Below are 24,224 nucleotides of genomic sequence, written 5' to 3' on the forward strand. Positions count from 1 at the left end.
TGCTCTGTGGTTCCGGCAGGACTCGAACCTACGACCCAGGGATTAAGAGTCCCCTGCTCTACCAACTGAGCTACAGAACCGAAGAGATGGCCAAGGAATTAGGCGGGGACTCGAACCCCCGGAGGCCAACCACACGGGCGTTAGCCGTGCTCCGCTACCCAGCGGGCTACCTCGTTCCCTTGCTGACATGGCTGGACTCGAACCAGCAACCCGAGCATTAACAGTGCCCTGCTCTGCCATTGAGCTACACGTCATAGGGGCACGGAAACCACGCCGTACCCTGCATGCCCCCACTGGAACTCTTACGCGGCGTCACCGCTGGTCCCGGACCGCGCATGCTTCCCAGCTCCAAAATGTTTGGGGCGTTATGGGATTCGAACCCATGTCGCCGGATCTCCTCCGGAGTGCTAGGCCACTGCACTAAACGCCCGTCTCCTCCGTCACCTGATCAGGGCGAGTTTCAGAGACAGGGGAGCTACCCCACGAGATAGGGGCCGTTACTGCTGCCGCCGTTCCTTTGCGGTCTTGTCTGCGTGGCATGGCCGGCAAAGGGTCTGCGCGTTGTCGAGCGTCCAGGTACCGCCCTTGGCGATGGGTACGACGTGATCGATTTCCAAGCCCTCACGCGCCCCGCAGCGGACACAGGCGAAGCAGTCGCGCGCCAGGGCTCGCGGCCTCACCTGCCGGTCCCAAAGGCGCCGTGCAGCATCCCTGTTCTGGTTTCTTGCACTCGTTCGTGACCAGGCCCGTTCGGGCGGGGCGTGGTCAATACAACGTCCCGAGCGCACGGTTCGCCTTGGGCAGCCACTTACGAGGCAGATGCTCGCAGCTCTAGGCACGAGCATCACCCCTAATCGTTCGTGCGTTCGAATGCCGGGTCAGAGTCTTCACCACTCGTGATCTCAGAGGGTTGGTGGTGGCCCCGGAGGCTTCTAGTCTGGCGCCGGGGCCACCCTCCGCCTCTGGCTCTCTACCTGGGCAGGGCCGACAGGGAGACTCGACAGAGGGGGAAGTATGGTGCACGAGGTCAGCAACCGGGCGTTGAAGTCCGGCTTTGTCAACTGAGATGCACTACTGACGGTAGTAACTGAGTTACTGGGAACCGAGTGAGTTTTCCTTACTTCTCACTAAGTATGTACGTGTCCTGTTGGTCCCTTGCGGACTGACCGAGGTGCAGGTGTGACGTGGATCACAGCGGTGCTGGAACGTCACTGGTGGGCAAGGGTGTGTCGATAAGCTAAGGGCACTCTCCGCGCCTACCGCTGGAGGTTGCTGATTGAGCCGAGCCCGTCGACAAGCCGATTAAGGGGCAATGATGATGACTGAACCCCGCCGTGGGAGACCTCAACAGCTCCCTGAGAGTGATCATGAGTTGCTGCAACTCGAAGCGGCCGGTTACTCCCATAGTGATATCGGCAAGATGTTTGGTGTTAGTCGGCAGGCTGTAACGCTGCGTTTCAATCTGATGGGCAAATATGTCCAGGCAGCGCGTAGAGATGTCTCAGCGGTCCTGCCCTGGGATTTGTCCCGGCATCCTGCTAGTTCGAAGCTGAAGGATTCCGAGGCGTACATCGGATTGCGGGCCCTTGTCCGTCAGCGGCTCGGCATGGAGCTGTCGAATCGGGGGCAACTTGCCCTTCGGACCTTCCTCAATCACATTCGGGCCGGGGAAGTCCTGTCGCTTCATGCTGTCCACGGGTTTAAGTGGGAACCCTGGGATGCAGAGCAGGACGGGGATTTCGTGATCCGCTGGCCCGAGGAAGTCCCTCGGGACCAGAACGCGGAACTGTTCGCGAGGGCGGACTAAACGAGTTTCTGTTCCTCTGATCGGGCCCACCAAGCCCCTAGGGCGAAGTGGGAGCCCGTCCCGGTCTGCTCATACAAGCTGGCAATCTCGGCGTTGATAGTGGCCACGCTGAGGCCCATGCCTGATGCGATCTGTCTAATGGTCTGATCCCGTGAGAACCGCCTCAGGATCTCGCGCGTACGAGCCGTTGTGATCGTCCCGTTGTCGACGGAGCGAGCGCGGTCGCCCGTCCATGGGGCCGCTAGTGCCCACTGGGACTCGAAAACCTGAGTGACAAAGGCCAGGATGCCGGGGTGGGTCACAAGCCATGCGGTGCTCCGGTCGGCCGGCAGCGTGCGGTAGTCCGAGATGACTGCGAGCGCATCGTCAATGATGATGCACCGAATGAACTCGCCCGCCAGGGTGCGCACTTCGGCGCCGTGCTCACTGACGGTCTTGGCGTAGTTCTGCTCTGGTGCACGGCTTCGCGCGCTGTCCGGGTAGAGGGTCTTGAGGCCAATGCCCTGCTTCAGGCGAGGGATGTCGAGCGACAGGGAGACCTTCAGGGACTCTGCGGTGCGCGTTATGGGGTGCGCCGTGCGAATGACCGTTGTGGCCTCGGCAAGCGCGGCCTGCAAGGCGCTCTGTGCCTCGGCGAAGTTCTCCGCGTACCGGACTCCGGGGACCTGCTCCATCTCGATGCGAGTCATGTCCTCGAAGAACCGGTCAGCGGTCGCCTGTTCGTGGAGCAGGTCTGAAACGCGGGCTCGCTGCTCGGCGTGCACGCGCCGCTGAAGCTGCCACAGGGATACGACGGTGTAGCGCTGGTTCCACGGCTCGTAGACGAGGACACCTCGTTCGATCAGCTCTTGGGCGCCGGGCTCGTCGCCCTTGAGAAGGTGGCCGTTGAGAGCCCGGCGTGTGAGCGCGCGAGCGTCGCTCGACAGGTTCCACCCGTCGTACGCAGAAGAAGATCCCGTTTCGTCCACTTTTACCACCTCCACATCTGTGCATCAGACACATGCACACCCTCATTTTCTTGCCCGCGAAGCACCGCGCATGACTTGATCTGTACCACGAGGGCCGGGGCATCGGCTCACAGACGGTGACGACTCGACTCGTACACCCGTACGAACGTAGGGGTACAGTCGAACCCTGCCAGCCCGCTGGACTGGCAACCTGCAAAGGGTGGGGACGCTGGCTGTGGAGGTAGAAGTTCCGGTCTCTTCACACGGTGTCAGTTGAGCATGGAAACGAGGTTGACGACGATGGAGCAGAAGCGCACTATCCGGAAACGGATCACCAAGGCACTGGGCGCCGCCGCCCTTGGGGCGCTTGCGCTGGGACTGCTGGGCAGTACCCCGGCGCGGCCGAGTGACCCCAACTGGGGTGCGGGCGAGTCGGCGGGCGTAGTGGTGGAGCTGCCTGCCACCGATCGCGGGGCGGAGCCTGCCGCCCCCATGGATACGCAGTGGGGATGAGGGCTAGCGGGCGCTAGGTCTTCGGGGGGTTGGTTACACACTGGGCGCGGTCAGAGCGCGCCTGATCCGGTGGCACAGGGGGGCAAGTGAGCAGGGGCAGGGTTGTTGCTGGGGGTATTGCCGCAAAGGGGTGGCGGACTAGAGAGGCTGCCCGAACGGCTCTGGCCGGGGCCAGAGTCATTCACCGGGTCGAAACGCATGTCTCAGATGGTCTGAGAATCCTGCGTGTGTCTACGGATGTGGCGGGGGTGTACTACCTCGTCACAGAGTCAGACGCCATGCAGGATGAGGATTACTCGGCCCTCAAAAGGCTTGAGCTGGACCTCTTTGCGCCCTGGCAAAAAAGGGTTGTCGAAACCACGCTTTACCGTCATCCTCACCGATGGTTCCCGCTAAGCAGCGTGTTTGCTGTGCATGTCGTGCATGCGGGACTCATCTACTGCGAGGAGGACTGTGGACCGCTTCACGACCGTGGCAACCATGACTCGATCCGTAAGCCAGGTCGAGCAGTACAAGAAGTGCCCGCGTCAGTTTGAGCTACAGAGAATCGAGCGCGTCGAGCCTCGTCCTGCCGCCTGGTCCCACCAGGGGACCGCATTCCACGCCTCTATTGAGACGTTCGAGCAGGGGGGCAGGAGACTCACCGCGAATCAAGTGGCAGACCTGTTCCATGATGACTACACGAGGCTCGTGAACGCGAGCCTCGTGCAGGAGCCGAACCTAGACCACTGGCTGACCGCCGGCACCGATGGACAGTCGGACATCGAGGCGCGGTATGTGCTGGGGATGGAGCAGACCCGCGCCTACGTGCGCTGGGCCGAGAAGAACCAGCCTTCCATCTGGCGTGACGAGGTGACGGGTAAGGCTGGCATCGAAATGCACTTGACCGCGGATCTTGGCGGCGTGCAGGTTCAGGGGTACGTGGACCAGCTCCATGACGAGCCGGATAGCTCGGTCAGGGTGCGGGACCTTAAGACGGGTTCGACGAAGAGTAAGTTTCAGCTCAAGACGTACGGCGTCTTGACGCGGAAAGTTCTCGGGGTCGAGGTCAATCACGCTGACTGGTACATGGCCAAGACGGGGGGCCTCTCTCGTCCTGTCGACCTGACGGAGGTTACGGAGGAGGAGGTTGCTGCCGAGTTCATAGCCATGGATCAGGGAGTCAAGGCAGGGGACTTCCCTGCGAGGCCAGGGTTCCTCTGCCGGTTCTGTGACGTTGCCTATGCCTGTTCTTCCCGTCGAGGGTGAGAAAGGGCTTTGCGTCCAAGAGCACTCCTGACATAGGCTACAACTAGCAGGAAGCGCCCCACCCGGGGCTTTTTTAAACCGCAATTACTTGCCCCCTGGGTGGGCGTGAATGGAAGGAAGGTGAGTCGTTGTTCTCTCTGGCGCAGTCGGTGCATATAAGGGGGGCTGCCGGTGACCCCATTCCTCACACGTTCAAGTCGCTCAAGCGGCTAGAGGTACAGTTCCGGCGTTCGGAGCTTTCTCTCGTGGTGGCCGGACCGGGCACGGGCAAGAGCCTCTTTGCGCTCTTCCTGGCGATGACGGCTAATGTGCCGGTGCTGTACTTCTCCGCGGACTCAAGCTCTGCGACTCAGGTATCCAGGGCTACGGCCATGATTACCGGAGATGACTCCACGGCGATCAAGCACGCCTTGACTGAGGGGGACTTCTCCGAGTACGAAGCGGCCTTGGGAAAACGATGGTGGACGAGGTTCAACTTCTCTGCCAGGCCATCTCAGCAGGAGATAGAAACGCACCTTCTGTGCTACCTAGAGGTGTACGGGTGCACTCCGCACCTTCTAGTGGTCGACAACGTGACGAACGTCGACACTGGGATTGTTGGGGACGCTGAGAGTTTCACATTCGGCCTTGAGGGGCTATGTGAATATTTGAACGACATGGCGAGGGCGACGAGTGCTCATGTACTTGGCCTCCACCATGTGACGGGGGAACACTCCGATGGGCTGAAGCCGATTCCGTTGTCTGGTGTCAAGGGAAAGGTGCATCGAGTGCCTTCTCTGATCCTGACAATCCACAAGGAAGTTGACGGGATGAATTCCCGTGTGCTTCATGTGAGTCCAGTGAAGAACCGAGAAGGCTTCGAGGACTCTTCGGGAGGAACCTTCGCCAGCTTCCGCCTCAACCGTGCAAACCTGCGGTGGGAGGAACTTGACGAGGAGCTTCCCGAATTTCTTTCGGCTTAATTACTTGCCCCCTGGGCGGAAGGTAGCTTGGATATGGGCACCGTGGCAGAAGTTCAGGACAACATCCGGGGCGGGTTCAAGGCGGATCGTGAGTTCGGGTTCGCGCTTGCTGGCCGCTTCCCCAAGCTCGACCTATCGGAGGTTGACACGGAGGGCGTTGCCATCGTTGTGGAAATCAGCGACGGCAAGCGCCTGAATCTGCATCAACTTTCTAGGGTTCTCATCGGGGCAGCAAACGGGGGCGTGAAGACGGCCGTAATCAACTTCCAGAAAAAGGGATTGACGGTGGCGATCCCACTGTTCAACCTTTTCGCCATGGTGGACGACAGCGCCCGACTCGCGGAGATGCGCAAGTTGGAAAGGGCCATCAGGACGGGGGTCTAATGGCCGAAGCCCGGAAGGGATTTCGGGAGTGCACGAAGTGCGGGAAGAACAGGGCTGAGAGGTTCTATACCTCCTCTCGGGGGAAGGTCTGTTCCTCCTGCCGAAAGGCGGGGCGCCGGCAAGCGTCCCGAAACGCCCGCCTACAGGCAACCTACGGACTGACGTCCGAGGAGTATCAACGGCTGTTCGAGGCGCAAGACGGCAGGTGCGCAATCTGCCGAGAGACCAGAAAAACCAATCTGGCCGTGGACCACTGTCACAAGACAGAGGCGGTTCGCGGCCTTCTTTGTGCCCGCTGCAATGGGCAGCTCCTAGCTCGGGGGGCTAGGGACCGTCCCGAAGTATTGCGCCGAGCCGCCGACTACCTAGAGGACTATCCGGCCTGGAAAGTCCTTGGACCGCGCTACACATTCGACAAGGGGAATGACAATGGCTGACGCCAAGAACACCACGATCGAGAAGCAGGTCACCGAGACCAAGAAGGTTCCGGGTGTCACCCTCACCCTCTCCAAGGACGAAGCCGAAGCGCTCTTGGTGCTCGTCGGCAACGTCTCGGGTGAGTCCGCCTCTCCGCGCAAGTCGACCGACGCGATTTACTACGCGCTCCGAAACGCCGGAGTGGACACCCTCGGCAAGGACGTTTCCCGGCAGCTCAGTGGGTCCATTCGTTGGTTGAGCACGCCCAAGGCTCGTTACTCGTACTAACTCGCTCGCAAACCAAACCATCTTTCACCAGTTAGGAAAAACCATGGCTGAGGCGAAGAGCACGACCGTTGAGCAGAAGGTTACGGAGACCAAGAAGGTCCCCGGCATCACCCTCACCCTCTCCCTTGAGGAGGCTGAGGTTCTTGCGGTAGTCGGCCAGTACATCGGCGGGGACATCAAGGACAGCCCGCGGGGGCAGTACCGCGAAGTTGTCAAGGCGCTCCGCGCCGCCGGGGTTCGTAGCTACGGCTATGGGAACAGCCACCCGAGCAACCTCGTGACGAGCGGTTCGAGCCTGTACTTCAAGAACTACCCGAAGAACTCCACGGAGTTCTGATGCCAGAGATGAGCGCGGGATCTGACCCGTCCTTCTCGCGTCAGTGGCGCGGCAACCACCATATGTGGATGGCCGCAGCCAGAAAGTACGACTTTCCGGTAACGACCTACAAGGTTGGTCCCAATGGTGAGCGACAGCTCATCGAAACCGCCAATCGCTGAAGTCCTGGCCTATTACTACGGGTTCGAAACGAAGGCCACGAGGGGGCGAGTGAAAGCCGCTTGCCCCCTCCCTTCGCATCCGGACTCAAATCCGTCCGCTTCAGTGGATGTTGATAGGAGCCGATGGGCTTGCTTCACATGCAATCTTTCGGAGGACTCCTACGCAGTCATCATGAGGGAGGAAGGCGTTGGCTTCACTGAAGCCAAAGAACTCGCACATAGCCGATTCGGTGGCGATAGCCAAGCGGTACCACCAGAGCTACCAGGGCAGCCCCGCAGAGGCGTACGTAACAGCTCGGGGCCTGGGGGCGGTCGCAAGCCGCTTCGGGATGGGCTACGTCGATTCGGCTCTACCTGGGCATGAGCGGTATACGGGGTACCTAGCCATCCCCTACCTCCGCCCTGCCGGCGGAGAGGACGGAGTTGCAACGGTCCGGTTCCGTTGCGTGGCTGACCAGTGCGTGAAGGCGCCCGACGGTTCGTACCTCTTCCAGGCAGGCCAGAAGGAACAGCACACCGGACACGGCAAGTTCATGACCCTCCCGGGGGACCCGCCGCGCCTCTACAACACGCCCGCCCTCATCGAGCCCAGCCCGCTCCTGGTGGTCGTTGAAGGGGAGTTCGACACGCAGTCCTGGGCTCTGGCCGACATCCCTGCCGTGGGTGCCCCTGGCACCGGGACATGGCGGGACTACTGGACTCCCGCACTGCTCGGATACGAGGTTGTCTACCTCATCGCTGAGGACGAGCCCGGATTGGTCTTCATGGACCAGCTCGCTGCCGACATACCAAACGGCAAGGTCATCAAAATGGCCGACCACCAGGATTCCAATGCCCTGCTATGCAATTCCGGGCCCGAGGCTCTGAAGAAAAGGATCGGACTGTGAAGTACAAGTCGGGGGACCAAGTTTCCATCCTGAAGGGCAGGCATGCGGGCAAGCTCGGCGTAGTCGTCAGCGTGGACCCCAAGCAAGCGATGGGGTGGCCCAACTTCGTGCGTGTCAAGGATTTGGTTGTTCGGCATGTCTGGTACACAGACGAAGAGATCGAGCCCACGACAGACCCCGTTAGGGTCGAGGACGCCGTTGACCGACCCAGCCATTACACGTGGCTCCCGGGCGGACTAGAGGTCATCGATCTCACGGAACACCTCTGCTTCAACCGGGGAAACGCCGTCAAGTACCTCTGTCGGGCTGGTCGAAAGTCCACGACGACAGAGCTTGAAGACCTCAAGAAGGCGGCTTGGTATATACAGCGCGAGATCAAACGGCTGGAGTCCGCGCGATGAAACGTGCTGCCATCATCCTCGGGGCCGCTGCTGCGGCCCTTTCTCTTTCCGCGTGCAGTTCCATGACTGAACAGTGGAATGACGCGCCAGTGCAGTACAAGGACGACGGCCCGGCGCGGATTCACAGCATGCCTGACGGATACGCGAACTTCGCAGAAAAGTGCGATGGGTTCGGGCACCGAGTCTTTACGACTCGCGGTACTGACAACGGCGGAGGTAAGGCCGTTGCCGTTATCAACGATTCGAAGTGTTTCAAGAACGGGGAGAAGTAATGACGACTGCCGTTGCAGGTGAGCTGACGGACGAGACGGTTCTTTCGAAGCTGCGGGATGTCGTGGCGAAGCGGCCTGACTACGTCTACTCGCCGCCCGAGCACATGAAGGACGAAATTGGTTCGTGCTTCTACGCGCACACCGACGACGAAGACGGCTTCCTGGTGTCTGCGGGCTGCGCTGTCGGCGTGGTCCTTGCCGAGCTTGGGGTCCCACTCGAAAAGCTGGCGGCGCAGGAGTCAATCCCCGCTTACCGAGTCCTCGGAGTGCTTGCTCCAAGGCTCTCAAAGCGCGCCAAGGACGTACTCAATGACATGCAGACGTACCAGGACACAGGGCTGCCTTGGGGCCAGGCATACGCGCAGGCGACGGGGGTAACCATTTGAAACGCATAGTTGTCATATCGGATCTCCAGGTTCCGTACCACGATACAAAGGCGCTCAACAATCTGATCGGATTTCTCAGGGACTACCAGCCTGACGAGCTGTATCAGATCGGTGACCTGAACGATTACGAGACCCCAAGCCGCTGGAACGAAGGCACCCGGTACGAGTACCGGCAGCAGGTCAAAAGCGATTCGGAAGTTACGAAGCGCAGGGTCCTGGAGCCGATCCGGGCCGTCTACGACGGCCCCTTCGGAATCCTAGAGGGTAACCACGACCTTCGGCCGCGAACGTACCTCTCGGCCAAGGCCCCGGCTCTGGCTGAGTATGCCGACGATTTCCATTTCTCCAAGCTCCTGGATTTCGACGGCTTCGGGATCTCACTGACCCCGCCCTTTCACAAGGTTGGGCCCGACACCGGACTCATTCACGGTCATGAGATCAAGGGCCTGTCGAGCATCGCGGGTACGACCGCATACGGTCATGCGAGCAAGGCAACCACTAATCTCGTCATGGGTCACACTCACCGCCTGGGCGTCCGCCGGCACGGCCCTTCGCATCTCGGGGGAATGCGCTGGGGTATGGAGGTGGGCCACATGATGAACCCCCGGGCCGCTCAATATCTGGGTCCCGGTGCCGTGGCCAACTGGCAATCCGGCTTTGGGATTCTCTACGTCGGAGACCACGACGTTTCCCCCTACCCCGTGGACATCCGCCGAGACGGCTCATTCGTCGTGGAAGGCGAGCGCTACGGCAGGCTCATCCGTGGCGCTGGGGGGCGCTTTGCAAGGAAGGGGGCACCGCGTGACTGAAATCGACTGGGCTCACGTGGCGGATATCGCAGAAAAGACGGCACGATCCATCGCTTCAGCATGGAGCGTCGTGGAGAAGGACGACGTTAAGCAGTCCATTCTTCTCCACGCCTACGAGCGACGGACGCTGATTGAGCAGAACTACACAGATCAGTTCTTGTGGCAATTCTGCAAGAAGGCGGGAGCGCAATACGCCTCAAAGGAGCGCGACGCACGAGACGTTGAGGATGGGCGTTACTACTACACGCCCGACGAAGCGAAGTTGGCACTTGCCACTTTCGTCTACTCAGACGAAGAGCTTGGTCAGATGCTTGGTAAGGAGGACGACCTTCTTTCCTGCCGGATCACGGACAATCTCGTCTCTGCCCGGCTTGACGCCTCTCTGGCACTTACCAAGCTCACGAAGAGCCAACGAACCGTACTTCTACGCCGGTATGTCTACGGCCTTCCAGCGAAGGACGACACGGAGCGCAAGCAGAGCAACCGCGGGCTCGATGCTCTTGCCCGCCAGATGAACCGCGACCTTCGTAGGGTCACCGCGTGACAGAGCGCGGGGTTTCGGTCCAGTGCGCTTTTCGGCGGGGCCTCGACTGCTCGGCTTTCGTTCGGCGCTATCCGCCAGTTCTGTGCTCGATTCTCCATCGGGGCGCCGCGCCCGTGAAACGGCCAGACGGCTACCTCTGCCCATCGCTACAAGAGGAGAACGGTTGAGTTTCCCGAACCCATTTGACGGCCCCTCTCCCTGGGGCGAACCAGAACAGCAACAGGAGACGCCTATGACCCAGCCTGCCGTGACCGCCACTTCCCCGAACAAGTTCAAGATCGGCCTCACTTTCAAGGCTGCTGCCGGCTTCGACGCCGAGTGGATCACGCCCACTGTTTACGGCGAGAACGCCGACGAGGTGGCCTCGAATGCCGTTGATCTCATGAAGTCCCTCGCAGACAAGGGCGTCATCGACCTTGCGGCACTGGCCGCAAAGAAGGTCCGTGAGACGCACCAGCCCAGTGGCGGCAAGGGCGGCACCTCGGCTCCCAAGACCTTCAGCGGCGGCAAGGTCCAGACCCAGCAGGGAGCACCGGACGGGGATTCCTGCCCACACGGCCGAACGCTACGAGAAGGACAGGGCAAGAACGGTCCGTGGGCCGCGATGTTCTGCAATGCCCCGAAGGGCAGCGCTTGTGACCCGCTCTGGCGTCAGAAGGACGGCTCTTTCTCGTAGAGGCTGATCGGTAGTAAAGGCACCCAAGGGGGCCGGGGATTCCTCGGCCCTCTTTTTTGTTTCTGGAGGTTTACATCGTGATGTTCCACCTTGATTTGAACGGTCCCGGCTTCTGGGTGGGGGTCTGGCTGACCGTGGCTCTGCTTGGGCTTATCGGGGCATTGCGGGGCCTGTAAAAGGGGGTCGGGGGATTAGAAAACTGCTTGACCTTTACTGCTGCCAGGGGGGAGCAAGTAAGGGATACCGTGATGCGGGCTTTGCCGTGGTCGGTGTCGATATCGCTCCTCAGCCGCGCTACCCGTGGGAATTCGTTCAGGCGGAAGCGATACAGTTCCTACTCACGTACGGGCATCGCTTCGACCTCATACACGCCTCTCCGCCGTGTCAGCTCTACAGCAAGACACAGCGAATCATGCAGAACAGTCACCCAGACCTCTTGGGGCCGACCAGGGACGCGCTTAGAGCCATCGGTGTTCCGTGGGTCATCGAAAACGTCATGGGCGCCGAAGCGGAAATGCGTGACCCGGTTCTCTTGTGCGGTGCCTATTTCGGGCTCGATACGTACAGGCACCGACTCTTCGAGCCAGGCGGCTGGGAGCTTAAGACTCCGGACCATCCGGAACACGTCAGGCGGCAGACCAAGATGGGGCGCCGCCGAAAGCCCGACGAGATGGGTATTTACGTCGGGAACTTCATTGGGGTGGAAGACGCCAGAAGGGACCTTGGTGTTCCTTGGATGTCCCGTGAAGGTATCCGGGAGTGCATCCCACCTGCGTACACGGAGTACGTGGGAAACGCATTCCTCGAACAGCTCTAGGGGGGAGGGTTCTTGATCCAGCTTTCGTATCGGCTGAAGGGGCAGCCGGTTTCTATTCACGTAGTCGAGTCGGAGCGGGACCTTCCCGCTTTTGAGAAGTTCATCTCTCAACACCGAATCCTTGGATTCGATACGGAAACCACAGGGCTCGACTGGTGGGCAGCAGACTTCAGGTGCCGGCTGGCTCAGTTCGGCACTGGTGCTGAGACGTGGGTGGTCCCGGTCGAGCTAGGGCCTGCCTATGCCGAAGCCGTCAGGCGGTCCCTATGGCGCTTGGAATGGCTCGTCGCACACAACGGCACCTTTGACCTTCACGTGGCTGAAGCCGCGCTAGGAATTCCCATGGAGGAGCTTGCTCCGAAGATGTGGGATACACGGCTTCTGGCGCACCTTGTTGACCCACGGGCCGTGAAGGAGCGTGGGCCCGGCCTCAAGCTCGAAGAGCTGACCAAGTTCTACATCTGCGAAAAGACTGCGGATGAGGTCAAGGGGTCGATGACCCAGATAGCCAAGAAGTACAAGACGACCAAGGAGAAGATTTGGAAGACGGTTGAAACCCTAGATCCGGACTTCCTTCTCTACGCAGGAATGGACCCGGCTCTTGCCTACCGCCTGTTTCAGATCCTCTATCGCCTGGTTCCTCACCGGTCGAAGGAGCGGGGGCTGATCGGGTGGGAGCACCGTCTAGCCCACGTGACGGCCAAAATGGAGCGGACCGGCTACCTGATTGACGTCGAGTACGCCGAAAGGCGGTGTGCGGAACTGACCGACGAGCAGGAAAGATGGGAGGCCGTAGCTAAGTCCTTCGGCGTCGAGAACCCCAACTCTTCTCAGCAACTCACCGACGTTTTCAAGTCCCTGGGCGTCAAGCTGACCAAGAGAACGAAGCCGAGTAAAAATCATCCGAGCGGTCAATTGGCCATGGATGACGACGTTCTGTCTGGGCTGAAACACCCGCTAGCCGATGCGGTTATCAAGTCGCGCAAGGCGGGGAAATGGCGTAAGACATGGTTTGAGCGAGCCTTGAACGGCCGTGGCCCAGATGATCGGGTGCACGGAAGTATCAATTCGCTCCAAGCCAGAACGTCTAGGATGTCGATTTCGGGGAGCATTCCGGCTCAGACGTTCCCCTCTGGGGATGGTTATGTCCGGCATATGTTCCTTGCGGACGAGGGCCATGTCAGTTGCTCCGTCGACTTCGGAAACATGGAACTGCGCTACTTGGCGGCGCTCTGTCGAGATCGGACCATGCTGGACGCCTTCCTTAATGGGAGGGATCTGCACCAGATCACGGCTGACGCTGCCGGTGTGCCTCGCAAGGTAGGGAAGATGGCGAACTTCCTTACCGTATACGGAGGGGGCTGGGCTGCTCTCATGGAGCAGGCGGGCATTGACGAAGAGACCGCTCGCGCCGTTCTCAATGCCTTCGCCAGGACGTATCCGGGGGTAGGGGCCTTCGGTAAACGCCTTGCGGACGAAGCCCGGAAGACGGGATTCGTTTGGACGGCTACCGGCCGACGCCTTCCGGTCGACCCAGGCAAGTGGTTCCGGGCGCTCAACTACGCTATCCAAGGCGGTAGTCGTGACGTCACGGCTCGGGCATTGCTGAAGCTCGACCAAGCTGGATTCACGCCTTACATGCGCCTCCCGATTCATGACGAGATCGTTTTCTCGTTTCCGGAAGAGGACGCACCTGAGTTGGCGCGAGAAGCGGCCAAGATCATGGAGTTTCCGGTTCAAGGGCTTCTGATACCCGCTGACGCGGAGATCGGTCAGCGCTCCTGGGGGAGCGTGCTGGAACTCGAAGCAAGCAAGCACTAGGGGGATTTCGTGGCTCGGATGATGGCCAAGGCCCGTTGGACCCAAAGACCGTCTTGGTACTGCTGTCCGGGCCACGACCCCAATTGGTACAGCAAGGGCTCTCAGAGAGCCAAGGAAGAGCGCCGATGGCGGAACGATTTCGAGGGGGAATCGATGGAGGAACCGATTGACTTCCGTGCGCAGAAGTGGCGTGCTCAGGAAGACGACTTGATCGGCGGATGGTGCGTCACGCCTGCTGCCGACAAGCGGACGCCGGCAGGGGGGGCGCCATCACTTGCGGACTTCTGCACGGAAGAGATGGCCAAGCATGTGGCAGAGATTCACAACAACTGGCTTGAGGACACGGGGGAGAAGAAGTGAGCGAGAACGAGAAGGCTCGGGGGCAGGAGGAGCCCGCGGGCTCCTTTGAGGAACTGATCTCTGGCATTGAGACCGAGATGACCGCGACTCGTCTGCACAAGCAGGGGGCTTTTGCCATCACCTCTGCTCGGATCGCAGGTTCCGTCTTCACAGAGGCCATGGCTACGGGCGTGCCGTACGACCTTGCGAAGGAGATGGCACAGGACACCTGGAATGCGGTCATGTGCCTGACCCCAGTTGATTTCGTCCCGGCAGAGGAAGACGAAGCCTGATGTTCGAAGACATGGAGATGGACTGTGACTGACTGGTTTAGGGCCGCAACTGGCTTTGTGAGGGGATGAGGTGAAGGGCGGAAGCAATGTCCTCCTCACGCCAGCTCAGGCGGCAGAGGTCCTGGGGGTCAGCAAGAGGACGTTGATGGACTCGTACAGGAGGTGGGGCATCCCCATTGTCCGGGTCGGCAAGCACGTGCGCTTCCGAACTCGCGCCCTGGAACAGTGGATTGACGCCAACTCGGAGCGCGAGTAGCGTACCCAGGGAGCAAGTAATCCATCGACATGGAGGGGATCGACAAGCGTGGCGACGATCAAGAAGGAGGACTGTTCGTGTCCTCGTCGAGAGAAGCCGAGATGCCCCCACAAGCCGTACCGAGTCAGCTACCGCGAGCCTGGCGGGCGTAGTGGTAAGCCTCGGCAGGTCTCTTTCAAGAAGCTTGAGGATGCAGAAGCCTTCGCTGTAAAGGTCGAGCGGGACAAGGACTTGGGCGTTTACATCAACCCCAAGCACGGTCAGCGAACCTTCGAGTCCGTGTGGGACGAGTGGGTGACTGCGGGGACCCTGGAGGAGTCGACCATTGCCAACTATCGCAGTGTGTTTCGGAACCACTATGGCCCTGCCTTTGGTAGCAGGACCATTGGCAGTATCACGCCGGACATGATCAACAAATGGGAGGCGGACCAAAAGGAGCGGGGCTACTCGCAGTACGGCATCCAGACCCGCCGCAATGTCCTCAGCTCGGTGTTCAACTTTGCCGTTGATACTGAGGTGATCGGCAGAAATCCGTGCAGGAAGGCCAACCCGCGTAAGAAGAGCCGAGAGACGGCCTACACACCGGTATCTGACGCCGATATCCCGACCACGGCGGAAGTTCTCGGCATCGTTGCTGAAGCACCGAAGCTCCTTCGCGCAGCCTTCTGGGGCATGGGCGGGTGTGGCCTGCGCCCCGGGGAGGCCCTGGCCATGTCGGATGAGTCGATGGATTGGGAGGGCGGAACCCTCCTGGTTAACCATCAGGTGTCGGCATACGGCTGCCAGGAAATCTCTGGGTTCCGGCGGGGCGTCAAGCGCGGAACCAAGCATCGCAGCAGCGGTGAAGCTCGGCGTACGCCGGTCGCTGAGTCCATCGTGGAAATCTTCAACGACCACGTGGACATGTTCGACACTTGGGGCGATCAAGGCTGGTTCTTCGAGTCTCCTCGGCGCAACGACAAGCACCCGTCGTATGAGTGGCTGCTCAGTCAGTTCAAGGAGGCCGCTGCGGCGGCCGGGACACCGCAGTTCACACCCAAGTCCTTCCGGCACTTCTTCGTGTCTCAGGCCATCCACCAAGGCATCCCGTTGTTCGAGGTGGCTGCTTGGGTGGGACACCGGACCACGCGCACGACGGAGCTGGTCTACGGGCACCTTGTGCGGCGGGCGATGGAGCGGGGGGCTCAGACGATGGAGAACCGTCTTGGGCTCAACCTGGCCCCCTTCAAAGGCAAGATCGCCTCTCCGTTCCTGGTGCCCTCCGAGAGCGATGTTGAGGACTGGGATGAGGTCGCCTAGCCGTTCGTTGTGACGACGTGTCGACCTCGTGCAGACTTCGGGCGCCGCAGGGCACCCCGCCACTAGCGGCCTGACTCGCCTGAAGTGTTGAGGACGTTCACACTCCGAAAGACGGCTGTGGGGCAGCCGTGAGACACCGCAGCAACTTGCCCCGGTTGTGCCTTTCCGCAGTTGAAGGCCCCTCCTAGGACGTAGGTTTGGGGTCCGCCAACCGCGACGAGGGAGCCCCAGAAGTCGGGGGTTGTTCCCTGATAGGCAACGTCCCGGACCTGACCGCAAAGACGGCCGTTCCGGATTGCGTATGCCCTCTGTTGAGTGAACTGGAAGTTGTAGCGCTGCATGTCGATGGACCACGAGCGGTCCCCGACGAGATAGAGCCCGTGGTCGACACCGGCGATCAGGTCGTCGGTGGAGAGCCCGCCCGGGTCGGGTTGCAGCGAGACGTTGGCCATGCGCTGCACGGGGACGTGGCCGGGGGAGTCGGCGTACGCGCAGCCGTTGGAGCGCTCGAACCCGGTCAGCTTGGCGATCCGCCGGTCGAGCTGGTAGCCGACGAGCGTGCCGTCCTTCACCAGGTCCCAGGACTGTCCGGCCACGCCCTCGTCGTCGTAGCCGATGGTGGCGAGGCCGTGCTCGGCGGTGCGGTCACCGGTGACGTTCATCAGCTCGGAGCCGTACTTGAGCTTGCCGAGCTGGTCGAAGGTGGCGAAGGAGGTGCCCGCGTAGGCCGCCTCGTAGCCGAGGGCGCGGTCCAGCTCGGTGGCGTGCCCGATGGACTCGTGGATCGTCAGCCACAGATTGGACGGGTCCACGACCAGGTCGTACGAGCCCGCGCGCACGCTCGGCGCCCGCATCTTCTCGGCGAGCAGCTCCGGGATCTGTGCCAGCTCCCGCTCCCAGTCCCAGCCGGTCCCGGTCAGGTACTCCCAGCCGCGCCCGACGGGCGGCGCGAGGGTACGCATCGAGTCGAACTCGCCGCTCGACTCGTCCACGGCGACCGCGTTGAGCGAGGGGTGCAGCCGGACGCGCTGCTGGGTCGTCGTGGTCCCGGCCGTGTCCGCGTAGAACTTGTTCTCGTGCACGACCAGGAGGGACGCGTCGACGTGGCTGACCCCGTCGGCCGCGAGCAGCCGCGCGCTCCAGTCCGCGAGCAGCCCGGCGCGCTCCTCCTCCGGCACGGAGAACGGGTCGATCTCGTAGGAGGAGACCCAGGTCCTGTCGGCGTGCACCGGCTCGTCCGCCAGCTCCACGCGCTCGTCGGACCCGGCGGCCGCGATCACCTGCGCGCTCAGCTTGGCCATCGCGACGGCCTGCGACGCCACCTTCGCGGCCGCGTCCATCGTCAGGTCGACGCCCGCCGCGAACCCCCAGGTCCCGCCGTGCACCACGCGCACCGCGTACCCGAGGTCGGTGGTGTCCGACGATCCGGCGGGCCGGGCGTCCCGCAGCCGGACCGCGCCGTTGCGGACGCGCTCCAGACGGAAGTCGGCGTGGTCGGCGCCGAGGGCGCGGGCGCGGGCCAGCGCGGCGTCGGCCAGCGCGCGCAGCGGCAGCGCGGTGAACGACGGATCGATGTCATGGGCCATGGGCGGCCTCCCCCTTCGGTCATGGCACGGTTCGTGTGAGTGAACCATGTCGTACGCGAACGGGGTGGGAACTGTGGGGATCCCACAGTTCCCACCGCATCGCCCTGTCACCCCCGGATTCGGCGCCCGGTACCGGGCCGGGATAGTTTCGACGGGTACCTGACCGCCGATCGAAAGGGTGATCCGTTGAGCCGCTCGGTTCTCGTCACCGGAGGCAACCGGGGCATCGGCCTCGCCATCGCCCGCAGTTTCCTGGAGCAGGGCGACAAGGTCGCGTTCACCTACCGTTCCGGCGAGCCCCCCAAGGAGCTCACCGACGCCGGCGCGCTGGCCGTCAAGTGCGACATCACGGACACGGAGCAGGTGGAGCAGGCCTACAAGGAGATCGAGGAGAAGCACGGCAACGTCGAGGTCCTCGTCGCCAACGCCGGCGTCACCAAGGACCAGCTCCTCATGCGCATGTCCGAGGAGGACTTCACGTCCGTCCTCGACACCAACCTCACCGGCACCTTCCGGGTCGTCAAGCGCGCCAACCGCGGCATGCTGCGCGCCAAGAAGGGCCGCGTCGTGCTGATCTCCTCGGTCGTCGGTCTCCTCGGTTCGGCGGGACAGGCGAACTACGCCGCGTCCAAGGCGGGCCTTGTCGGCTTCGCGCGCTCCCTCGCCCGTGAGCTGGGCTCGCGCAACATCACCTTCAACGTCGTCGCGCCCGGCTTCGTCGACACCGACATGACGCAGGCGCTCACCGACGAGCAGCGCGCGAACATCGTGTCGCAGGTGCCGCTCGGCCGGTACGCGCAGGTCGGGGAGGTCGCCGCCGCGGTGCGCTTCCTCGCCTCTGACGACGCTTCGTACATCACTGGTGCCGTCATTCCCGTTGACGGCGGACTGGGAATGGGTCACTGAGCACGATGACGAACACGACAGGCATCCTCGAGGGCAAGAAGATCCTCATCACGGGTGTGCTGATGGAGTCCTCCATCGCCTTCCACACCGCGAAGCTGGCGCAGGAGCAGGGCGCGGAGATCATCCTCACCGCCTGGCCCCGGCCGACGCTCACCGAGCGCATCGCCAAGAAGCTTCCCGAGCCCGACAAGGTCAAGGTCCTGGAGCTCGACGTCTCCAACGACGAGCACCTCGCCCGGCTTGAGAGCCAGGTCCGCGAGCACCTCGGCGACCGCCTCGACGGCGTCGTGCACTCCATCGGCTTCGCCCCGCAGGACGCGCTCGGCGGCAACTTCCTGAACACGCCGTTCGAGTCCGTGGCCACCGCCATGCACGTCTCCGCCTTCTCCCTGAAGTCGCTGACCATGGCGCTGCTGCCGCTGATGACAGAGGGCGGCTCCGTCGTCGGCCTCACCTTCGACGCGCAGTTCGCCTGGCCGCAGTACGACTGGATGGGCCCGGCCAAGGCCGCCCTGGAGGCCACCAGCCGCTACATGGCGCGCGACCTCGGCAAGCAGAACATCCGCTGCAACCTGATCTCGGCGGGCCCGATCGGCTCCATGGCCGCGAAGTCGATCCCCGGCTTCAGCGAGCTGGCCTCGGTGTGGGACAGCCGCTCCCCGCTGGAGTGGAAGCTGGAGGACCCGGAGCCGGCCGGCCGCGGCATCGTCGCGCTGCTCTCCGACTGGTTCCCGAAGACGACGGGCGAGATCATCCACGTGGACGGCGGCCTGCACGCCATCGGCGCCTGACACCCGCCCCGCAACACGGCGTCCCCCGTTCGGCCCACCGGCCGGGCGGGGGAGAGGGACCTCCCCGCACCCTGGTGCGAGGAGGTCCCTCTTCGTGCGCCTGCCCTCTCGCATAGCCCCCGCCCTCGCGGCCGCGGCCCTGCTGGCCGCGCTGCCCTGCGACGCGGCGTCCCACCCCGCCGCCCACCGCCACGCGCGCGTGGCGGCGAAGGAACCCGAACGGTTCGGCGCGGGCTGCCGCATTGTCGTCCACGGCACGCGCGCCACCGCCGACTGCCACAACCCGTACCCGGGGGTCGACCGGGTGGCCCTGCACATCGAGTGCGACCCCTGGTGGGACATCGACACCGACACGGCCCCCGCCGATGTGGACCCGGCCGAGACCGTCCGCATGAGCGGGCGCTGCTGGAAGAGCGTGCGCAGGGCGTGGGTCAGCCACGAGAGGGCCGACCAGGCGCCTCAGCCCGCTCGGCCGGGGGACGGCGGGTCCAGCCTGCCCGGACGGCACAGGAACGGATAGGACGCCGCCTCCGCGCCCGCCGTCTCCGCGTCCCCCGCCCGGATCGCGTCGACCAGACGCGCGTGGTCCATGTGGTTCTCGGCGGTCAGCCGCTCGCCCACGTCCTCGCGCAGCCAGTCCCGCAGCACCTCGCCCAAGTCCGCGTACATTGCCGTCATCACGTCGTTGTGCGACGCGGCGACGACGGCCAGGTGGAACGTCGCGTCCGCCGCCACGAACGCCTCCGCGTCCCCCGCCGCCCACGCCTCCTCACGGCGTACGTGGAGGGCGTCGAGCTGCTTCAGGTCGCGCTCGGTGCGCCGCTCGGCCGCGAGCCGCGCCGCGCTCGACTCCAGCGTGGAGCGCAGCTCGGCGATGTGGCGCGGATCGGCGTCCGCGAACCGCCGCTGCATCACCCCGGCCAGCTCACTGGTGGCCACGACGTACGTGCCCGAGCCCTGCCGGATGTCGAGCAGGCCGTTGTGTGCGAGGGCGCGGACCGCCTCCCGCACCGTGTTCCTGGCCACACCCAACTGCTCGACCAGCTCCGGCTCGGTCGGGATGCGGGAGCCCACCGGCCACTCGCCCGACGAGATCTGGGCGCGCAGGGCGGTGATGACCTGCTCGGAGAGGGCCGAGCGGCGCGGGGAGGTCAGTGGCATCGGCGTTTCATCCCTTGTCGTCGCCGGTTGTCGACTGGACAGCCAATCATCCCATGATTCTAAGATGGGTGTCATGGCCAGTGAGGAAACCCCGACCCCGACGATGTCGCCGCAGGCGACCACCGAGACCGCGATAACCAGCTCCGCCGCGTCCGCCGCGACGGAGGAGAAGAACGGCGCCCCGCGCGCGTGGGCCGTACGCCTGGTCACCGTCGGCATCGTCCTCGCCGCCCTGAACCTGCGCCCCGCCATCACCAGCCTCGGCGCCCTCCTCGAAGAGGTCCGCGACGGGCTCGGCATGAGCGGCAGCGTCGCCGGGCTGCTCACCTCCGTACCGCCCCTGTGCTTCGCCGTCTTCGGCGTGATGGCGCCGCGCCTCGCCCGGCGGTTCGGCGCGAGCGCGGTCGTCTGCGCGGGCATGGCCGCCATCGCCACCGGCCTGATCGTCCGCCCCTACGCGGGGAACACCGCCGGCTTCCTCGCCGCCAGCGCCCTCGCGCTCATGGGCATCGCGGTCAGCAACGTGCTGATGCCGGTCATCGTCAAGCGCTGGTTCCCCGACCGCGTCGGCTCCATGACCGGCCTGTACTCGATGGCCCTCGCCATGGGCACGTCGCTGGCCGCCGCCGCGACCGTGCCCGTCACCGACGCGCTCGGCGGCAACTGGCAGTCCGGCCTCGCCGTCTGGGCCGCCCTCGGCGTCGCCGCCGTCCTGCCCTGGGCCCCGCTCGCCCGGGCCAGGAGCGCGGGCCCCGCCGAACCGACGCGCTCCACCGCGGCCGGCCAGGGCGACGGACTGCGCATCACCCGCAGCCGCACCGCGTGGGCGCTCGCCGTCTTCTTCGGGCTCCAGGCCACGGCCGCGTACATCACCATGGGCTGGATGGCGCAGATCTTCCGCGACGCCGGGGTCTCCGCCTCCACCGCGGGCGTCCTCCTCGCCGTCACCATGTCCATGGGCATCCCGCTCGCCTTCGTCATCCCGCGCGTCGCCGCCCGGCTGCCGAGGCAGGGCCCCATCGTGATCGTCCTCGGCGTCTGCGGCCTCGCCGGATACGCGGGCCTGTACTTCGCGCCCGCCTCCGGCGCCTGGGCCTGGGCGATCCTGCTCGGCGTCTCCAACTGCGCCTTCCCGCTCGCCCTGACCATGGTCGGGATGCGGGCCCGCACCGGCGCGGGCGTCGCCAAGCTCTCCGCCTTCGCCCAGTCCACCGGCTACCTGATCTCCATCCCCGGGCCGCTGCTCGTCGGCGTCCTCTACCAGAGCAGCGGCGGCTGGGGCGTGCCGATCGCGCTCATGGCCGCGCTGATGGTGCCGCAGATCGTCGTCGGCGTCCTCGCGGGCCGCGACCGCACCGTCGAGGACGAGGCCGCCGCGCCGGGGACGGCCCCGGCGTCCTGACGCGCGGGGACAGGTGCGACACTTGCCGCATGTCGCCTGTGCTCGAGCCGAACCCCCAGAACGGCCAGAAGAAGCTCCTGCTGGTGCTCGGCGCGATGCTCGCCGTCACCGTCGTCGTGGCCATCATCGCCACCATCGCCTCGCCCTGACACCCGCGCCCGGCCGCCCGGCGGCCGGTGGTGGGGATAACACCACCATCCCCTAGGGGGACAGTGTCAGGGTCAAGTGGGTGGATCACCGGATGGGGCCGGGGCCGCCGAGTCCGTAGGTTCGAAGTGTCGCCGACAGCGTCGGCGCACGGACGAGGACCACGGACCCGCGGACCACGGAGGAATCCATGTCGGCCCCCACGCACCCCCGGACCCACCCGGCAGCCACGGGCGGCGTCGACATCCGGCTGCCCTGGTGGGCGATCGCGCTGCCGGCCGTCGCCTTCGTGGCGCTCCTGCTGCTGATCCTCAACCCCGCCGACGCCCACGCCGCGGCGGGCGACCCGACCCTCGGCCACCTCCTGCAACGCCTCAAGGAACTGGTGCTCGGCTAGAGCGGTCCCGGCCGGCGGTCCGGACCGCCAACTCCCTGCGCCTCGTGCCCGGTTTCATGCGAAGCTGGGACGTATGAGCGTCGCAGAACCCCGCAGGATCGTCCTTTTCCGGCACGCCAAGGCGGACTGGCCCGAGGTGCCCGATCACGAGCGGCCGCTCGCCGAGCGGGGGCGCAAGGACGCCCCGGTCGCCGGCCGCAGGCTCGCCGACTCCGGCATCCCCCTCGACCTGGCTCTCTGCTCGACCGCCACCCGCACCCGTGAGACCTGGAAACTCGCCGTCTCCGAACTGCCGGAGCGCCCCAGGACCGTCTACGAGGAGCGCATCTACGAGGCGTCCCCCGGCGAGCTGATCGCCGTGCTCAACGAGGTACCGGACGACGTGACGAACGCGGTCATGATCGGCCACAACCCCGGCATGCAGGGCCTCGCCGAGGTGCTCGCGGGCGAGGCCGACCAGGATGCCGCCCAGCGCCTGAGCCGCTCCGGCTTCTCGACCGCCGGGTGCGCCGTGCTGACCTTCACCGGGCCGTGGAAGTCCCTGGAGCGGGGCGCGGCGAAGCTGGTCGACTACTGGTCGCCGAAGGACTGAGACGACGCGGGCACGCCTGCCACGCGCAAGGGCCCGGCACCGGTGATCACCGGCGCCGGGCCCTCCGGCATGGGTCAGAGGACGCTTCCCGCCCCCTCCTGGGCGTCGGCCGCCTCGACCTCCTCGCGCGTGATGCCGAGCAGGTACAGGACCGTGTCCAGGAACGGCACGTTCACCGCGGTGTGGGCCGCCGCGCGGACCATCGGCTTGGCGTTGAAGGCGACACCGAGACCGGCCGCGTTCAGCATGTCCAGGTCGTTCGCGCCGTCACCGATCGCCACGGTCTGGGCGAGCGGGACGCCCGCCTCCGCCGCGAACCGGCGCAGCAGCCGCGCCTTGCCCGCGCGGTCCACGATCTCCCCGGTGACCTTGCCGGTCAGCTTGCCGTCGACGATCTCCAACGTGTTGGCCTGCGCGAAGTCGAGGCCGAGCCGCTCCCGCAGATCGTCGGTGACCTGGGTGAAACCGCCCGAGACGACACCCACCTGGTAGCCCAGGCGCTTCAGCGTACGGATCAGGGTGCGGGCGCCCGGCGTGAGCCGCACCTCGCTGCGCACCTTGTCCACCACCGACGCGTCCAGCCCCGCAAGCAGCGCCACGCGCGCGTGCAGCGACTGCTCGAAGTCCAGCTCGCCGCGCATCGCCGCCGCCGTCACCCCGGCGACCTCCTCCTCGCAGCCCGCGTGCGCCGCGAACAGCTCGATCACCTCGTCCTGGATGAGCGTCGAGTCGACGTCCATCACGACGAGCCGCTGCGCGCGCCGGTGCAGGCCCGAGGCGACGACGGCCACGTCCAGGCTCTGCCGCGTGGCCTCTATGGCGAGCGCGGTGCGCAGCTCCTCCGTCCCGGTGCCGGACACGGCGAACTCCACGGCCGTCACCGGGTACTTGGCGAGCCGGAAGATGCGGTCGATGTTGCCGCCGGTCTTCGTGATGGTCGCGGCGATCGCGGCGGTCGACTCGGCGGTCAGCGGGTGGCCGAGGACGGTGACCAGGGAGCGGCCCACGCCGCGCGGCCGGTTGTCACCGATCCCGGAGATGATCTCGGCCTGCATCCGCATGGACTCCGCCCAGCTGTGGATGGTGGCCCGCAGGTCGCCCTCGAGACCGGCCGGGGGCTCGGTCACCAGGGCGCACAGGACGATGCGGCCCCGCGTGACGACCTGCTCGATGTCGACGACGTCGACGGAGTAGGCGGCGAGCGTGTCGAAGAGCCCGGCGGTGATACCGGGCCGGTCCTTGCCGAATATCTTGACCAGGAGGGTCGGGACGTCGGCCGGCGCGTACGCGTCAGGCTCGACGTGCGGGGCATCAGCGGGATGCGTGGGCTGCGAGGCGCTCATGATGCTCTTACGTTATCGGGCGCGTGTACGCATCG

33 protein-coding genes, 3 tRNA genes and 1 pseudogene are annotated in these 24,224 nt (G+C 64.4%); 29 read left to right on the top strand and 8 right to left on the bottom strand.

The annotated features are described in order from the left end of the window. Window positions 1–7: 7 nt before the first annotated feature. From ABZ877_RS11755 to ABZ877_RS11770, 4 genes are all read right to left on the bottom strand, one after another. A tRNA-Lys gene (locus ABZ877_RS11755) sits at window positions 8–80 on the bottom strand. Between the two features lie 102 nt (window positions 81–182). Further along, a tRNA-Asn gene (locus ABZ877_RS11760) sits at window positions 183–254 on the bottom strand. 105 nt (window positions 255–359) lie between these two features. Further along, a tRNA-Leu gene (locus ABZ877_RS11765) sits at window positions 360–430 on the bottom strand. 67 nt (window positions 431–497) lie between these two features. Continuing rightward, window positions 498–845 carry an HNH endonuclease signature motif containing protein gene (locus tag ABZ877_RS11770; protein ID WP_361068387.1) on the bottom strand — a complete coding sequence of 116 codons (348 nt, stop codon included), beginning with the start codon at window positions 843–845 and terminating at the stop codon, window positions 498–500. 527 nt (window positions 846–1,372) lie between these two features. Between ABZ877_RS11770 and ABZ877_RS11775 the strand changes: the two genes are divergently transcribed. Next, window positions 1,373–1,807: a hypothetical protein gene (locus ABZ877_RS11775; protein ID WP_361068223.1), complete on the top strand. Its 435-nt coding sequence runs from the start codon at window positions 1,373–1,375 to the stop codon at window positions 1,805–1,807. On the opposite strand, the gene ABZ877_RS11780 is transcribed toward ABZ877_RS11775, so the two are convergent. Then, a complete protein-coding gene (locus tag ABZ877_RS11780) occupies window positions 1,804–2,775 on the bottom strand; it encodes a hypothetical protein (protein WP_361068226.1) in 972 nt (323 codons plus the stop codon). The two genes, ABZ877_RS11775 and ABZ877_RS11780, sit on opposite strands and share 4 nt — an antisense overlap. A 270-nt stretch (window positions 2,776–3,045) precedes the next feature. Between ABZ877_RS11780 and ABZ877_RS11785 the strand changes: the two genes are divergently transcribed. The 21 genes and pseudogenes from ABZ877_RS11785 (at window position 3,046) to ABZ877_RS11885 (ending at window position 15,864) form a co-directional block, all read left to right on the top strand. Then, a complete protein-coding gene (locus ABZ877_RS11785; RefSeq protein ID WP_361068229.1) occupies window positions 3,046–3,267 on the top strand; it encodes a hypothetical protein in 222 nt (73 codons plus the stop codon). Window positions 3,268–3,720: 453 nt separating this feature from the next. Beyond that, window positions 3,721–4,515 carry a PD-(D/E)XK nuclease family protein gene (locus ABZ877_RS11790; RefSeq protein WP_361068232.1) on the top strand — a complete coding sequence of 265 codons (795 nt, stop codon included), beginning with the start codon at window positions 3,721–3,723 and terminating at the stop codon, window positions 4,513–4,515. A gap of 128 nt (window positions 4,516–4,643) precedes the next feature. Continuing rightward, window positions 4,644–5,477, top strand: coding sequence for an AAA family ATPase (locus tag ABZ877_RS11795; RefSeq protein WP_361068235.1), 834 nt, complete (start codon window positions 4,644–4,646; stop codon window positions 5,475–5,477). A 33-nt stretch (window positions 5,478–5,510) separates the two neighbouring features. After that, window positions 5,511–5,861 (top strand): hypothetical protein, encoded by a 351-nt coding sequence (locus tag ABZ877_RS11800; protein ID WP_361068238.1) that lies wholly within the window; start codon window positions 5,511–5,513, stop codon window positions 5,859–5,861. Beyond that, window positions 5,861–6,298: an endonuclease VII domain-containing protein gene (locus ABZ877_RS11805; RefSeq protein WP_361068241.1), complete on the top strand. Its 438-nt coding sequence runs from the start codon at window positions 5,861–5,863 to the stop codon at window positions 6,296–6,298. Before ABZ877_RS11800 ends, ABZ877_RS11805 begins: the two co-directional genes overlap by 1 nt. Continuing rightward, complete coding sequence (locus tag ABZ877_RS11810; RefSeq protein ID WP_361068244.1) at window positions 6,291–6,566, top strand: hypothetical protein; 276 nt, start codon at window positions 6,291–6,293, stop codon at window positions 6,564–6,566. The genes ABZ877_RS11805 and ABZ877_RS11810 overlap by 8 nt, the downstream gene beginning before the upstream one ends. A gap of 43 nt (window positions 6,567–6,609) precedes the next feature. Beyond that, window positions 6,610–6,903: a hypothetical protein gene (locus ABZ877_RS11815; RefSeq protein WP_361068247.1), complete on the top strand. Its 294-nt coding sequence runs from the start codon at window positions 6,610–6,612 to the stop codon at window positions 6,901–6,903. After that, window positions 6,903–7,064, top strand: coding sequence for a hypothetical protein (locus tag ABZ877_RS11820; protein WP_361068393.1), 162 nt, complete (start codon window positions 6,903–6,905; stop codon window positions 7,062–7,064). Before ABZ877_RS11815 ends, ABZ877_RS11820 begins: the two co-directional genes overlap by 1 nt. Next, window positions 7,027–7,233 (top strand): annotated as a pseudogene (locus ABZ877_RS11825) (hypothetical protein); the annotation flags it as partial. The gene ABZ877_RS11820 and the pseudogene ABZ877_RS11825, both read left to right, overlap by 38 nt. 19 nt (window positions 7,234–7,252) lie before the next feature. Beyond that, window positions 7,253–7,951, top strand: coding sequence for a topoisomerase (locus ABZ877_RS11830; protein ID WP_361068250.1), 699 nt, complete (start codon window positions 7,253–7,255; stop codon window positions 7,949–7,951). Next, window positions 7,948–8,352 carry a DUF3310 domain-containing protein gene (locus ABZ877_RS11835; protein ID WP_361068253.1) on the top strand — a complete coding sequence of 135 codons (405 nt, stop codon included), beginning with the start codon at window positions 7,948–7,950 and terminating at the stop codon, window positions 8,350–8,352. The genes ABZ877_RS11830 and ABZ877_RS11835 overlap by 4 nt, the downstream gene beginning before the upstream one ends. A gap of 271 nt (window positions 8,353–8,623) precedes the next feature. Beyond that, window positions 8,624–9,010: a hypothetical protein gene (locus ABZ877_RS11840; protein WP_361068256.1), complete on the top strand. Its 387-nt coding sequence runs from the start codon at window positions 8,624–8,626 to the stop codon at window positions 9,008–9,010. Beyond that, window positions 9,007–9,819, top strand: a complete 813-nt coding sequence (locus ABZ877_RS11845) for a metallophosphoesterase (RefSeq protein WP_361068258.1) — start codon at window positions 9,007–9,009, stop codon at window positions 9,817–9,819. The genes ABZ877_RS11840 and ABZ877_RS11845 overlap by 4 nt, the downstream gene beginning before the upstream one ends. Further along, entirely contained in the window at window positions 9,812–10,363 is a 552-nt protein-coding gene (locus ABZ877_RS11850; protein WP_361068261.1) for a hypothetical protein, read from the top strand. Before ABZ877_RS11845 ends, ABZ877_RS11850 begins: the two co-directional genes overlap by 8 nt. A 232-nt stretch (window positions 10,364–10,595) precedes the next feature. Continuing rightward, window positions 10,596–11,039: a hypothetical protein gene (locus tag ABZ877_RS11855; RefSeq protein WP_361068264.1), complete on the top strand. Its 444-nt coding sequence runs from the start codon at window positions 10,596–10,598 to the stop codon at window positions 11,037–11,039. A 262-nt stretch (window positions 11,040–11,301) separates the two neighbouring features. Then, a complete protein-coding gene (locus tag ABZ877_RS11860) occupies window positions 11,302–11,856 on the top strand; it encodes an SAM-dependent methyltransferase (RefSeq protein WP_361068266.1) in 555 nt (184 codons plus the stop codon). Between the two features lie 12 nt (window positions 11,857–11,868). Continuing rightward, complete coding sequence (locus ABZ877_RS11865; protein ID WP_361068269.1) at window positions 11,869–13,677, top strand: DNA polymerase; 1,809 nt, start codon at window positions 11,869–11,871, stop codon at window positions 13,675–13,677. 153 nt (window positions 13,678–13,830) lie between these two features. Then, complete coding sequence (locus ABZ877_RS11870) at window positions 13,831–14,037, top strand: hypothetical protein (RefSeq protein WP_361068272.1); 207 nt, start codon at window positions 13,831–13,833, stop codon at window positions 14,035–14,037. Then, a complete protein-coding gene (locus ABZ877_RS11875) occupies window positions 14,034–14,309 on the top strand; it encodes a hypothetical protein (RefSeq protein WP_361068275.1) in 276 nt (91 codons plus the stop codon). Before ABZ877_RS11870 ends, ABZ877_RS11875 begins: the two co-directional genes overlap by 4 nt. 70 nt (window positions 14,310–14,379) lie before the next feature. Then, on the top strand, window positions 14,380–14,565 hold the full coding sequence (locus tag ABZ877_RS11880; protein WP_361068278.1) for a helix-turn-helix domain-containing protein: 186 nt from the start codon (window positions 14,380–14,382) through the stop codon (window positions 14,563–14,565). Between the two features lie 48 nt (window positions 14,566–14,613). Then, the gene (locus ABZ877_RS11885) at window positions 14,614–15,864 is read left to right on the top strand and encodes a tyrosine-type recombinase/integrase (protein ID WP_361068281.1); all 1,251 of its coding nucleotides are present in this window, start codon (window positions 14,614–14,616) and stop codon (window positions 15,862–15,864) included. Window positions 15,865–15,926: 62 nt separating this feature from the next. On the opposite strand, the gene ABZ877_RS11890 is transcribed toward ABZ877_RS11885, so the two are convergent. Beyond that, entirely contained in the window at window positions 15,927–17,450 is a 1,524-nt protein-coding gene (locus tag ABZ877_RS11890) for a TldD/PmbA family protein (protein ID WP_361068283.1), read from the bottom strand. A 186-nt stretch (window positions 17,451–17,636) separates the two neighbouring features. Between ABZ877_RS11890 and fabG the strand changes: the two genes are divergently transcribed. From fabG to ABZ877_RS11905, 3 genes are all read left to right on the top strand, one after another. Then, on the top strand, window positions 17,637–18,356 hold the full coding sequence (gene fabG / locus ABZ877_RS11895) for a 3-oxoacyl-[acyl-carrier-protein] reductase (RefSeq protein WP_361068286.1): 720 nt from the start codon (window positions 17,637–17,639) through the stop codon (window positions 18,354–18,356). A 5-nt stretch (window positions 18,357–18,361) separates the two neighbouring features. Further along, a complete protein-coding gene (gene fabI / locus ABZ877_RS11900; protein WP_361068289.1) occupies window positions 18,362–19,147 on the top strand; it encodes an enoyl-ACP reductase FabI in 786 nt (261 codons plus the stop codon). 94 nt (window positions 19,148–19,241) lie between these two features. Next, window positions 19,242–19,667 (top strand): hypothetical protein, encoded by a 426-nt coding sequence (locus ABZ877_RS11905; protein WP_361068291.1) that lies wholly within the window; start codon window positions 19,242–19,244, stop codon window positions 19,665–19,667. Here the strand turns inward: ABZ877_RS11905 and ABZ877_RS11910 are convergent. Further along, the gene (locus ABZ877_RS11910; RefSeq protein WP_361068293.1) at window positions 19,607–20,308 is read right to left on the bottom strand and encodes a FadR/GntR family transcriptional regulator; all 702 of its coding nucleotides are present in this window, start codon (window positions 20,306–20,308) and stop codon (window positions 19,607–19,609) included. The genes ABZ877_RS11905 and ABZ877_RS11910 overlap by 61 nt on opposite strands. 64 nt (window positions 20,309–20,372) lie before the next feature. Between ABZ877_RS11910 and ABZ877_RS11915 the strand changes: the two genes are divergently transcribed. The 4 genes from ABZ877_RS11915 (at window position 20,373) to ABZ877_RS11930 (ending at window position 22,846) form a co-directional block, all read left to right on the top strand. After that, complete coding sequence (locus tag ABZ877_RS11915; RefSeq protein WP_361068296.1) at window positions 20,373–21,710, top strand: CynX/NimT family MFS transporter; 1,338 nt, start codon at window positions 20,373–20,375, stop codon at window positions 21,708–21,710. Between the two features lie 29 nt (window positions 21,711–21,739). Then, complete coding sequence (locus ABZ877_RS11920) at window positions 21,740–21,859, top strand: SGM_5486 family transporter-associated protein (protein ID WP_361068298.1); 120 nt, start codon at window positions 21,740–21,742, stop codon at window positions 21,857–21,859. Between the two features lie 188 nt (window positions 21,860–22,047). Beyond that, entirely contained in the window at window positions 22,048–22,254 is a 207-nt protein-coding gene (locus tag ABZ877_RS11925) for a hypothetical protein (RefSeq protein ID WP_361068301.1), read from the top strand. A 73-nt stretch (window positions 22,255–22,327) separates the two neighbouring features. Further along, window positions 22,328–22,846 carry a histidine phosphatase family protein gene (locus tag ABZ877_RS11930; RefSeq protein ID WP_361068304.1) on the top strand — a complete coding sequence of 173 codons (519 nt, stop codon included), beginning with the start codon at window positions 22,328–22,330 and terminating at the stop codon, window positions 22,844–22,846. A 74-nt stretch (window positions 22,847–22,920) separates the two neighbouring features. On the opposite strand, the gene serB is transcribed toward ABZ877_RS11930, so the two are convergent. Next, window positions 22,921–24,189: a phosphoserine phosphatase SerB gene (gene serB / locus ABZ877_RS11935; RefSeq protein WP_361068306.1), complete on the bottom strand. Its 1,269-nt coding sequence runs from the start codon at window positions 24,187–24,189 to the stop codon at window positions 22,921–22,923. Between the last annotated feature and the right edge of the window lie 35 nt (window positions 24,190–24,224).

Source organism: Streptomyces sp. NPDC046939, from assembly GCF_040644575.1.
In the GTDB taxonomy this organism is placed as follows: domain Bacteria; phylum Actinomycetota; class Actinomycetes; order Streptomycetales; family Streptomycetaceae; genus Streptomyces.